Origin of the sequence: Catenisphaera adipataccumulans, assembly GCF_014202755.1 — a bacterium.
Lineage (GTDB): Bacteria > Bacillota_I > Bacilli_A > Erysipelotrichales > Erysipelotrichaceae > Catenisphaera > Catenisphaera adipataccumulans.
The window spans coordinates 109,823-122,064 of the sequence record NZ_JACHHK010000002.1 but is presented as its reverse complement, the minus strand read 5'-3'; the positions used below and the strand labels follow the sequence as shown (position 1 = coordinate 122,064).

Annotated in this window: 10 protein-coding genes; 3 read left to right on the top strand and 7 right to left on the bottom strand. The window is 48.7% G+C overall.

Annotation, left to right across the window (positions count from 1 at the left end; genetic code table 11):
* Positions 1 to 29 precede the first annotated feature (29 nt).
* Both HNQ47_RS02660 and hcp read right to left on the bottom strand, forming a co-directional pair.
* Positions 30 to 395: a DUF488 domain-containing protein gene (locus HNQ47_RS02660; protein WP_183327283.1), complete on the bottom strand. Its 366-nt coding sequence runs from the start codon at positions 393 to 395 to the stop codon at positions 30 to 32.
* Position 396: 1 nt separating this feature from the next.
* Positions 397 to 2,046 carry a hydroxylamine reductase gene (gene hcp / locus HNQ47_RS02655; protein WP_183327281.1) on the bottom strand — a complete coding sequence of 550 codons (1,650 nt, stop codon included), beginning with the start codon at positions 2,044 to 2,046 and terminating at the stop codon, positions 397 to 399.
* A 379-nt stretch (positions 2,047 to 2,425) separates the two neighbouring features.
* Here hcp and nrdG point away from each other — a divergent pair, with 379 nt between their 5' ends.
* Both nrdG and thrH read left to right on the top strand, forming a co-directional pair.
* Positions 2,426 to 2,947 (top strand): anaerobic ribonucleoside-triphosphate reductase activating protein, encoded by a 522-nt coding sequence (nrdG, locus tag HNQ47_RS02650; RefSeq protein WP_183327278.1) that lies wholly within the window; start codon positions 2,426 to 2,428, stop codon positions 2,945 to 2,947.
* Positions 2,948 to 3,072: 125 nt separating this feature from the next.
* A complete protein-coding gene (gene thrH / locus HNQ47_RS02645) occupies positions 3,073 to 3,672 on the top strand; it encodes a bifunctional phosphoserine phosphatase/homoserine phosphotransferase ThrH (RefSeq protein WP_183327276.1) in 600 nt (199 codons plus the stop codon).
* Positions 3,673 to 3,701: 29 nt separating this feature from the next.
* Here the strand turns inward: thrH and HNQ47_RS02640 are convergent, their stop codons facing one another.
* The 3 genes from HNQ47_RS02640 to HNQ47_RS02630 form a co-directional block, all read right to left on the bottom strand.
* A complete protein-coding gene (locus HNQ47_RS02640) occupies positions 3,702 to 5,444 on the bottom strand; it encodes a glycerophosphodiester phosphodiesterase family protein (protein WP_183327275.1) in 1,743 nt (580 codons plus the stop codon).
* A 106-nt stretch (positions 5,445 to 5,550) separates the two neighbouring features.
* Positions 5,551 to 8,376: a heavy metal translocating P-type ATPase gene (locus HNQ47_RS02635; RefSeq protein WP_183327273.1), complete on the bottom strand. Its 2,826-nt coding sequence runs from the start codon at positions 8,374 to 8,376 to the stop codon at positions 5,551 to 5,553.
* Between the two features lie 10 nt (positions 8,377 to 8,386).
* Positions 8,387 to 8,674, bottom strand: coding sequence for a metal-sensing transcriptional repressor (locus tag HNQ47_RS02630; RefSeq protein ID WP_183327271.1), 288 nt, complete (start codon positions 8,672 to 8,674; stop codon positions 8,387 to 8,389).
* 108 nt (positions 8,675 to 8,782) lie between these two features.
* Between HNQ47_RS02630 and HNQ47_RS02625 the strand changes: the two genes are divergently transcribed.
* On the top strand, positions 8,783 to 9,475 hold the full coding sequence (locus tag HNQ47_RS02625) for a PrsW family intramembrane metalloprotease (RefSeq protein WP_183327269.1): 693 nt from the start codon (positions 8,783 to 8,785) through the stop codon (positions 9,473 to 9,475).
* 26 nt (positions 9,476 to 9,501) lie between these two features.
* On the opposite strand, the gene HNQ47_RS02620 is transcribed toward HNQ47_RS02625, so the two are convergent.
* The gene (locus tag HNQ47_RS02620) at positions 9,502 to 10,512 is read right to left on the bottom strand and encodes an alpha-hydroxy-acid oxidizing protein (protein ID WP_183327267.1); all 1,011 of its coding nucleotides are present in this window, start codon (positions 10,510 to 10,512) and stop codon (positions 9,502 to 9,504) included.
* Positions 10,513 to 10,564: 52 nt separating this feature from the next.
* The gene (locus HNQ47_RS02615) at positions 10,565 to 12,205 is read right to left on the bottom strand and encodes a Na/Pi cotransporter family protein (protein WP_183327265.1); all 1,641 of its coding nucleotides are present in this window, start codon (positions 12,203 to 12,205) and stop codon (positions 10,565 to 10,567) included.
* Positions 12,206 to 12,242: the final 37 nt, after the last annotated feature.

Genomic DNA, 12,242 nt, shown 5'->3' with positions numbered 1-12,242 from the left:
TTATGGCAGATAAAAAGCTTAGATCAATATTATCTAAGCTTTTCTTCCAGCCACTCTTTCAAAACAAGTGCGTGATTTACATGCTCATTTTTTGCGGCATACAGCAGCAGTACATCCTGTTCATCCAGAATGTCCCTGACTCTTTTTACAAATTCCTCCGCAAATGGATTCTCTGTCAATTCTTTCTGATATTTTCGGGTAAATTCCTCAAAACGATCCGGATCATGTCCGAACCATTTTCTAAGTTTATCTGTAGGGGTAATACTTTTTGCCCATTCAAACGGCTCAAGAGCCTCCTTCCGGAGACCTCTTGGCCAAATTTTATCAATCAAGATACGATATCCTTCCATATCTGGTTTCAGTTCATAAACCCGAACAATTTTTATTTCATGCATTTTAATTATTTTCTCCAAAGAATAGCTTTAAGTCTTCGTCCGCTGTACCAATGCCGGCAATGCCAAAATTATTTACAAGGACATTTGTTACATTCGGTGAAAGGAATGCCGGCAGAGTCGGTCCAAGATGAATATTCTTTACACCAAGAGAAAGCAGCGCCAAAAGCACGATCACGGCTTTCTGTTCATACCAGGCAATATTATAGACGATCGGTAAATCATTGATGTCTTCTGCTCCGAAAATTTCCTTCAGTTTCAAGGCAATCAGCGCCAAAGAATAAGAATCGTTGCACTGTCCGGCATCAAGCACACGAGGGATCCCTCCAATATCGCCTAGATCCAGCTTGTTATATTTATACTTTGCACATCCGGCTGTAAGGATCACAACATCCTTCGGAAGTTTTTCTGCAAACTCACGATAATAGTTTCTCGTCCTCATTCGGCCGTCGCAGCCAGCCATGACCACGAACTTTCTGATCGCACCAGATCGAACGGCATCCACGATCTGATCCGCAAGCGCAAATACCTGCTCATGTGCAAAACCGCCGACAATACTTCCCGTTTCAATTTCCTGCGGCGCCGGGCACTGTTTCGCCTGTTCGATGATCGCTGAAAAATCCTTCACTTCGCCATACTTTCCCTCAATATGCCTGCATCCAGGGAAACCGGCAGCACCAGTTGTCCAAAGTCTTTCTTTATAACTTTCAGCCGGCGGCACAACACAATTTGTGGTCATTAAAATCGGGCCGTTGAATGTTTCAAACTCTTCTCGCTGTTTCCACCATGCATTTCCATAATTGCCCGCAAAATGCGGATATTTTTTAAATGCCGGATAATAATGAGCCGGAAGCATTTCTGAATGCGTGTATACGTCTACGCCTGTTCCTGCTGTCTGTTCCAGCAGCTGCTCAAGATCTTTCAGGTCATGACCAGATACAAGGATGCCTGGATTTTTTCTAACTCCGATATCAACCGTTGTCATTTCTGGATTCCCATACGCACCAGTATTCGCCGCATCTAAAAGTGCCATTCCTTCAACGCCGTATTTCCCGGTCTCCAACGTCAATGCAACAAGATCATCTACCGTCAAGCGGTCATCCAGCGTCTTAGCCAGGGCTTTCTGAAGGAACGCATCAATCTCTTCGTTCTCCTGAAGAAGGGCATTGGCATGTTTCGTATAGGCCGCCAAGCCTTTCAATCCGTATGTGATCAATTCTCGAAGAGAGCGAACGTCTTCATTTTTCGTGGCTAATACTCCGACCTCATCGGATGCAGATTTTGCTTCAAATTCCGCTTTTGTTCCGTTCCAAAGCGCTGCATCCGGAAGATCAGTACGATTGGTCAGTTGTTCAATCAAATCTTCCTTGACCGATAGCGTTTCTTCGATTCTGGCGCAAATTGCATCGAAATCAAAGTTGGCATTGGTAATGGTCGTAAAAAGATTCACAGTCACTAAATGATTGACATTCTTATCTACCGCTTTCCCTTCTGCACGAAGACGCGTAGTGACAACGGATAACCCTTTTGTTACGTAAATCAATAAATCCTGCATTCTCGCAGTCTGAGCATTCTTTCCGCATACGCCGGCTAAAGTGCAGCCGGTTCCTTTCGCGGTTTCCTGACACTGATAGCAAAACATTGTATGATTCATTTTCTTCATCCTTTCCCATAAAGCACATGCACGTTCTGCAGCTTTATGCCTTAACCATACAATCATTTTGTCGATCTTTATGTTGTTTAAACAACAAAACGGAAAATAGCCCGCACTTTTTATCCATATCAATCTATTTCATTCACAAGAAAAATAGGTCTTCAAACGAAAAGCCGAAAAAATGCAAAAAAGATTGGTTGAACCTTCAACTTGTGCTATACTGTAGTTGGAATTTGATGAGCCACAATGGGTGGACTAAAGATGTGTATAGACTTGACAGAGTGTATATAGAATTGCCCCCAGAAACAGCCAAGACTGTTTAAATTTGATCAGGAGTGAATTCCTCACTCCTGGTTTTTTATTCAAAAGGAGAATCATCATGTATTACGGAAATATTAAAAAATATGATATCGCCAACGGCGAAGGTGTACGCATTACTTTATTCGTTTCTGGCTGCACCAACCACTGCAAGGGCTGCTTTCAGCCGCAGACCTGGGATTTTCATTACGGACAGCCATACACGGCAGATACGGAAAAAGAAATTCTCGATTTTTTGGAACACGACTACATCGAAGGCCTGACCATTTTAGGCGGTGAACCGTTTGAACCGGAAAACCAACGTGAACTGGTCAATCTCTGCCGCAAGATCAAAACCCAGTATCCACAGAAAAATATCTGGTGCTTCACGGGATTTGTCCTGGATAAAGATCTGATGCCCGGCCAGCGCAAGCACTGTGAAGTTACCGATGAATTCCTGTCGTATCTGGATGTCCTGGTGGACGGTCCTTTCATTGAAGAGCAGAAGAATCTGGTACTCGCTTTCCGCGGATCAGAAAATCAGCGCATCATCGATGTACCCAAGACCCGAAAAGAAGGAAAAATTGTATTGTATATGGAATAGAAAACCGTGAGGTCTGCTGATCTCACGGTTTTTATTCATCACTTCGATCTATTCGCTGTATAACCAAACATTCGTCTGCATTCGTTTCTATGGTATACTGTGTGTATTCAACAGGAGGATCCCAAATGGATATTGTATGTTTAGATATGGAAGGCGTCCTTGTTCCGGAAATCTGGATCGCCTTTTCCAAAGCCAGCGGCATTCCGGAATTGACCCGCACCACCCGCGATGAACCGGACTACGAAAAACTCATGCACTGGCGTCTGGAAGTCTTAAAAGAACATGGCCTCGGCCTGAAAGAAATCCAAGAAACAATTGCGACGATCGATCCGCTGCCAGGAGCCAAAGCCTTCCTGGACGAGCTGCGCACAATGACACAGGTCATCATCATCAGCGATACTTTCACCGAATTTGCGATGCCGCTGATGAAAAAGCTCGGCTATCCGACCTTATTCTGCAACTCACTGCAGATCAACGAAGACGGCACGATCGCCGACATCAAAATGCGCATCGATAATTCCAAATTATCCACCGTCAAAGCGCTACAGTCGATCGGCTTTGAAACCATTGCCGCCGGCGACAGCTACAACGACTTGGATATGATCAAAGCCAGCAAGGCCGGTTTCTTATTCAAAACCACCGATCAGATCCGCAAGGACAATCCGGACATTCCGGCATATGATGAATTCGATGATTTATTGACCGCCATCAAAGCAGCAATGTAGCGCAGGATATTCTCTGCGCTTTTTTCTATTTAGAAATCAAGCATCTGATCCCAGATCCGTTCATAATAATTGCGGTTCTGAATGGCTTTTTTCTGTCGGACGGCTTGTTTTACCTCATCGGTGATCAGATCATCCGCATCCGAAAGCAGGATGTTATACATCATTTCTTCGTCGTTGACCGTCCAGACGATGGCCTTTTTTCCTGCCTCATGGATCCGTTCGATCGTCGCATTGGAAGCCATCTCCTCTTCGATGATCAAATCATCGACCTGCAGATCCTCATCCCGTCCCACGGCGGCAAAATACAGATAACCTGTTTCAATATCTGGATACTTCTTTTCGGTATAAGACACCACATCGTATTTCAAACTGATCACAGCAGTCTGCTTTTCCATATGGTACTTGCGGATCATTTTTACTACGTCATCTGCCATCCGGCGGTCCGCTGTTTCTCCTTTCAGCTCAATATACAATTTAACCTTCCCTTTGGATGTTTTCAGCAATTCTGCCAATGTCGGCACGGTATGACCGTCCGCATCATGCAGCTGTTTGATTTCTGCCAGCGTCATTTCCGAGGGCTTGCGGTCATCCCCATACAAACGCTTAAACGTATTGTCATGATTGATGATATAGGCGCCGTCTTTGGTCCGCTGTACATCGGTCTCACTGCCGACAGCACCTTGACGCGCAGCCGCTTTGATGCCGGCCGCACTGTTTTCAAACGCCAGTTTTCCGCCTGTTCGATGCGCGATCACACCAACCGAACTGGCCGCCGGAAAGAATCGGTCGAACGACATGGTCATCACGGTCGATCCGGCGGTGCAGACCGCCAGGCAGATCGTGATCACAAGCACCCTGCGCCTGACATGGGCCGGCTGTTCCGGCAAGGTATAAACTGCTTCATCCCGATAGCGCTCATACAGAATCGTTACTTCCAGGATCTCCAGCGGCAGCATGGCCAATGATAAGATACTGCCCACAATGGCCGTAAACAAGGTCGTGAAAATGGTCCAGAACCGTGTCATCTCCGTTGATAAATGCAGTGATTGGATCAATGCATAGGAACCGCCTGACAAGGCTAATGTCAGCACTGTCACAATGCCGACCAGAACCAGTGTAAATAAAATGATATGTCCTAAAAAGTTTTTCCAGTTACGCCGCATCAAAGTTTTAGCGGCATCCAAAGCCTCATCGACCGGTTTGCCTTCTAAGATGATTTCATGAAAAACAAAAAGATTGCGGATACAGAGGATCGCAGCGGCCGCAACCGCCGCTCCATAACCTATAAACAACAGCGGCCGGCTGTAAATATACGATGTGATAAAATCCGGGATCGTCAGATTGCGCGTTGCCGGCACGGTCAGGCCGATGCCGCATAACGGCACCAGCAGGCTCATATAGAAAATCGTCCAGACCCCGCGCCGGGAAAACAGCGGCCGCGAAGCTTTCATCGCCTGTAAAAATGTCTGCCGGAAGCTCTTGGTCCGCCGATGGATCAAATCATCACAATAAACGATCTTCACATTGGTGTCGATGATCTCATAAAGCACGAGCACACCTAAACCTACCGCCAGCAGAAGCCAGCCTTGCCAAGTGGTAAATAAAAACCGATAATCTCCTGAAGTCAAAGCCACATGACCTGATGAGCGCAGCAAAAAATTGATCAGCTGCCGTACCAGAAAACCGATCCCGGCCAGGATCCCTGCCAGCAGCGCCTGATACCATAACAAGCCGTCGATCGCGTTAAAATATATTTTGATCCGTTTCCGCATTTTTCCATCTCCCAAACAAAAACAGGAACCTTGCGGCCCCTGTTTCCGTATATATTGACATATATTTTCTCTCTCACAATTAGTTTACCGAATTATGAGACGTTCGTCAACAATTTCGGATATTTCCCGGCTGATATCCAGCATCCGTGACAGCTTTTTTCAGCATCTCATCTGTTACGCTGTCCTCTGCATTGAATGTCGCGTTCTTCTTTTCCAGGCTGACCTGTACATCACTGACACCTGGTACATCCGACAGTGCTTTCGTGACATGTGCCTGACAATGTTCGCACATCATACCGTCTACATCCATTTGTTTCTTCATTCTTGTATCCTCCTTTTTGACCGGCTGATCCGAGGTAATGGAAACCACTTGATAGCCGGCATTTTCTACTGCTTGTTCCAGTGCTGCGTGCGTCACCGTGCCGTCGGTGGAAACCAAAGCCGAATGAGGATCCAGCTTGACATCCGCATCGATCACGCCTTTTACATGACGCAGCGCATACGTTACCGAAGCCACACAATGATTGCACATCATTCCCTGCACATCCAACAAGAGCTTCTCTTTCACGACCGGCTCCTCTTTCACAGCAGGTGATGAAACTTCTGATTGTTTGTGATCGGACGGCTTTGCTTCCTGCTTTGATCCGGTCGATGCATATTTAGACTGGAAGAAACGCAGACGCCATGCATTGGTGCAGACGATGATGCTGGAAAGCGACATGGCAGCCGCACCATACATCGGTGATAATGTCCAGCCTGTCAGCGGCGTCAGAACGCCCATCGCCAATGGGATGCCGATCACATTGTAGATCAGTGCCCAGAACAAGTTCTGATGCACATTGCGGATGACCGCCCGGCTCAGATCGATCGCGGTATTCACATCGGTCAGATCGTTTTTCATCAAGACCACATCTGCAGAATCCATCGCAATATCGGTGCCCTGTCCGATCGCAATACCGATATCCGCACGTACCAGTGCCGGTGCATCGTTGATGCCGTCACCGACCATCGCAGTAAATTGTCCTTTTTCCTGCAGACTGCGGATCTTCGCTTCCTTGTCCGCCGGCAGCACATCGCTGATCACTTCATCGATGCCCACGCGGTCTGCCATCGCCCGCGCCGTCTTAGCATTGTCTCCCGTCAACATGACAGTATGAATGCCCTGCTGCCGGAAAGCAGCGATCGCCGCGGCAGAAGTCTGCCGTACCGTATCGGCCACCGCGATGATGCCCAATACCTGCTTTTCATCCGCAAACAACATCGGTGTCTTGCCCTGTTCAGCTAAATCGTTCAGGGCGGTTTCCGCCTTTTCCGGGATCGCGATACCGACCTGATCCATCAGTTTCCGGTTGCCCGCATAATAGGTCTTTTGTCCGATCACGGCTTTGACACCTTTGCCGCTGATATTTTCAAATGCATCGGCTTGTGCCAGATCCCCATTCGCTGCCGCGGTGATCGCCTCGGCCAGCGGGTGGTTGGACCCTTGTTCAATGGCAGCCGCCAGCTCCAGGAAGTCCGCATCGCTTTGGTCCGTAAAATTCACGACATCCTGCACGGATGGTTTACCAGATGTGATCGTACCGGTCTTGTCCAATACGATCGTCTGGATATTATGCAAATTCTCCAGACTTTCGGCATTCTTCAGCAGAATTCCAAACTGTGCTGCTTTCTCGGTGCCGACCATGATCGCCATCGGCGTCGCCAATCCCAGCGCACACGGACAAGAAATGACCAGAACGCTGATCGCATTGTTCAACGCGGTCCGGAAATCTCCGCCGACGATCATCCAGCCCGCAAAGGTTGCCAGCGCCAGACCAATTACGATCGGCACAAATACGGCTGCCACTTTATCGGCTGTCCGGGCGATCGGCGCCTTGGACGTGCCGGCTTCATCGACCAGACGGATGATCTGCGACAAGGTCGTGTCATCACCGACTTTTTCCGCTTTAAAACGGAATGTACCATTCTCATTGATGGTTGCCGACAACACCTCATCACCAGCCGTCTTTTCGACTGGAATACTTTCACCGGTGATGGCACTCTGATCCAGATAACCCGTGCCTTCCAGCACGGTGCCGTCCACTGGTACGCGCTGCCCAGGTTTCATGACGACAATATCACCGACCCGGACCTGATCCTGCGCGACCTGGACTTCCTGTCCGTCGCGGATCACGATCGCATTTTTCGGGGTCAGATCCATCAGCTTGCTTAACGCATCGCCCGTCTTCGCTTTGGATTTCGATTCCAGATATTTGCCGATCGAAACCAGGGTCACGATCATTGCGGCCGAATCAAAATAGAGCGAATGCGCCGCATGATGGACCAGCGTCATCTGACCATGCCCATAGCCGTAAGCCATGATATAGGTCATCGCCAGCGCATAGACAAAGGAAGCTCCGGAACCCAGCGCAACCAACGAATCCATGTTCGGCGCCCGTTTGAGCAGACCTTTGAAGCCGTCGATATAAAAATGCTTCTGGATCACCATGATGATCGCAGCTAAGATCAACTGGGTCAGCGCATTGATCAGATGGTTTTGTTCTCCCGATAAGATCGCCGGTAACGGCAGATGGAGCATTTCACCCATCGCCACATACATCAGCGGGATCATCAGGATCACCGAGCTGATCAACCGATCCCAGGCAGCTTTACGATCCCTTTCGACCCGTGCCTGCCGATCGGCCCATTCTTTTTTCAGTGAATTGGTTTCACTTTTGGGTGCTTGTTTCTGCTCTGCCGTATAACCGATCCGGTCAACCGCATCACAGATCGTCTTCGCATCGACTTTCTGTTCGTCGTAATCTACCTTCATGGAGTTGCCCAACAAGGACACATCCACATCCTTGACGCCGTCCAGCTTGGCCACGGCTTTCGTCACATTGGCCTGGCAGGCAGCGCAAGTCATTCCATATACATTAAAACTTTCTTTCATCGCTTCACCTTCATTTCAATTTCTTGATCAATTCCATGACTTCATCCATGATTTCATCGTCCCCGGCGCGGATCTCATCCGTCACGCAGGTTTTTAAATGGCCTTCCAAAACATTGTAGCCAAAAGCCTGAAGCGCTTTTTCTACCGCGGCGATCTGTATCAGAACATCCCCGCAGTAGCGATTTTCTTCGATCATATTTTCGATCCCGTTCAGCTGACCGGTGATCCGGTGCAGACGGTTTTTTAACTGTTTGATTTCCGCTTCACTGCGCGGAACATGCTTCTTTCGGTTATCCATCGGGTCTTCCTCCTTCAGCACGCTCATTATATACCCCTATAGGGTATATTTCAAGCACAATGCCGCAATTTATGATCTATGTTATAATTGTCGCATAGGAGGTTTGTTATGCGAATATTGGTTGCAGCCGCCGTTTTTCCAGCCATCTTCCTGCTGGTAGAGATCAATCTAATGGACCGGAAAGAAAAAGAGCCCACATGGCTCATCACAAGACTGGTCCTGATGGGGATCGTCGCGACGTTCTGTGCGATCATCACCGAGACCCAGGGCGATTATATACTCCGGCATTATTATTCCGTTTACAGTGACACCTACACTTTTTTGATGATGTTCATCGTGGTCGGTTTATCGGAAGAAGGTTTCAAATTTCTCTGGATGCAGCAGGCAACCTGGCGCTCACCGGAATTCAACTGTCTGTTTGACGGCATCGTTTACGGCGTTTCGGTCGCGCTGGGATTTGCGTTGTTTGAAAATATTATGTATGTCGTACGATTTGGTTTAGGAACTGCCTTCCTGCGGGCCGTGACCGCTGTACCAGGCCATGCATGTTTCGGTGTTTTCATGGGCACGTTATACGGCTTAGCCAAGCGGCAGGACTATCGTCAGAATGCCACGCTCAGCATATTGTACCGTGTCTTCGCCGTTCTGGTTCCGACGATCCTGCACGGCATCTATGATTATATAGCGACCGTCGAGAGCATCAGCATCTTATTTATAGCGTATGTGATCGTGCTCTTCGTGATCAGCGTCCTGATCGTCCGCTATGTTTCTGCTCACGACGAATACATTGATTATTTGTAAAAAAAGTCTGATCGCCTCAGACTTTTTTAATGGATCATTGTTCGATCGATGGCAGCCAGATCTTCCGCACCGCACATCTCCATCGTATCTTTTAATTCAGCGCCCAGCTTTTCGGTCAGCACCTTGATGCCTTCTTCCTGCGCGCCGTATACCGCATTTACATACGGACGGGCGATCAATACCGCGTCTGCGCCCAAGGCCAGTGCTTTGAACACATCCACACCGGAACGGATCCCGCCGTCCACAAAGACTTTCACTTTATGATCGACGGCCGAAACGATCTGCGGCAGGACTTCCGCCGTTGCCGGCACACCGTCAAGCACCCGGCCGCCATGATTGCTGACGACAATGGCTGCGGCACCGGCCTGCATGGCCTTTTTTGCTCCTTTGACCGTCATGATGCCTTTGACGATAAACGGTACCGGCGAAAGATCGATCATTTCCTTCAGTTCCGCTTCCGTCTTACGGCCGGCCGGCGGAATATGATTCTTTAAAAACGGCAGACCGGCTGCATCCACATCCATTGCCACGGCGAAGGCGCCGCTGTCTTTGACTAGATCGAGTTTCTTTTGATACGTTGCCAAGTCCCACGGTTTGATCGTCGGCACACCGATACCGCCGCAGGCCTCAATGGTGCGGCAGGCTGTTTCCATCGTCAGATCCTGCATGCCATCACCAGTAAAAGCAGCAATACCGGCCGCCTTGCATCCCGGAACAAGGATATCATTGTATTTCACATCATCCAGCACATCACCGTAATGCAGGTTCACATGACCGACCGGGCCGGCAAAGATCGGATATTGAAAGGTCTGACCAAATAGATGAAACGTTGTATCCGCAGGCTGATTGGCGCACAGCGTATCCATTTGGATCCGCACATCCTGCCAGGCATCGTAATTGCGGACCGCAACCGTGCCGGTTCCCTTGGCACCGGGACCGGGCATATGATTGCTGCAGGCCCTGCCGTTGCAGACCGGACAGCAATGGCAGCCTTTCATGACTTTTTTACTTTGTTCCAATACTTCATCGTATGTCATTTTCATCCTTCTTTCCCTCTCATTATACACAAAAAAACCGCATCTGCGGTTTTTACAATTTTTCCTCTTCCACGACGAATTGTGCGATCTGCTCAGCATGATCGGACATTCGCTCGTAGTTCATGATGGAATCCAGGAACGTGATGCCGGCTTCGACACTGCATCGTCCGTCGATCAAACGTTGAATATGACCTTCGCGCATTTCTTTTTCCATCACATCCACTTTATTTTCATGCTTTTCCACATTGGCGATCTTCGTCAGATCCTTGGTCGTTCGGATATCCATGGCCCATTTCAGCGTCTTATACGCCTGTGTGGAAATGGTCTGAATATCTTGTTTGGCTGCATCCGAGAACTCGACATTGTTGTCTTCTTTCATCATGTCGGCAATTTCCCGGCAATGATCGCCGATGCGCTCGATATCGGAGATCGCTAACAAGGAATGCTGCAGCTGCAGCTGTTCTTTTTCCGATAAAGTTGTCGCATTCAGATTGCTTAAGAAATCCGAAAGTTCTTTTTCATATTCGTTGATTTTCTTTTCATTGGCATATAATTCATCAAAATGCTCATTCGTCAATAAAGTATCCCGGGAATAGCTGATATTTTCCAAGGCGACCTCACCCATTTTATTGATTTCCTGCTTGACCGCTGCCAGCGCAAAACCCGGTGTCTGCAGCATACGGTTATCCAGATGGACCAGGCCTTCCTTCTGTGCTTTTTCTTCTTCCGTTTCCGGAATGATCTTCTGCGATAAAGCAACGATCTTATCGGCAAATGGATAGAGGTAGATGGTCGTTATAATATTGAAACTAGAATGGAAGATCGCCAGAGAGGTCGACGAAACTTTCGCCATCGCCATATCCGGCACTTTGATAAAATAGATCCAACAGACGATTCCGGCGACCACAGCACCGATGACATTGAACAGCAGGTGCATGATCGCGGCCCGGCGGGCATTGCGGCTCGCCCCGACACTGGAAAGCAGCGCCGTGACGCACGTACCGATGTTCTGGCCCAAGGCAATGAAAACTGCCGAGCCCCAGTTGACGATGCCGTTCAAGGCCAAGGTCTGTAAGATACCCATAGAAGCGGAAGAACTCTGAATGATGGCGGTGACCACCAGACCAACGAGCAAGCCTAGGATCGGGTTGCGGCCGATGGTCGCAAAGGCATTGGAGAAGACCGGCGAATCCGCATACGGGGAAATGGATCCCGACATCGTGGACAGGCCGATAAATAAGATACCGAAACCGACAAAGATATTTCCCTTGTCTTTCGTGTGCTGTTTTGTACTAAATAGAATCAGGGCCACACCGATGACCAGCAGGATCGGCGCAAAAAAATCCGGCTTCAGCAGACTGCCCCATTCACCGATCGATACGATCCAGGCGGTCATCGTTGTACCGATGTTCGCACCCATGATCACACCGATGGCCTGTGACAGGTTCATCAGCCCGGCGTTGACAAAGCCGACGACCATGACCGTGGTCGCTGAGGAACTCTGGATGATAGCCGTCACGAGGGTACCGAGCAGTACGCCCATCAGCCGGTTGTTCGTAAGCATGCCAAGCAATTTCTTGGTTTTCGATCCAGCAGAATTCTGCAGACCTTCAGCCATGACTTCCATGCCGTAGATGAACATGCCTAATCCGCCCAGAAAGGTCAAAATACTTTTTATCAAATCGATAGACATAACGTTCTCCTTCGAATCTCTCCCTATTCGACGATTC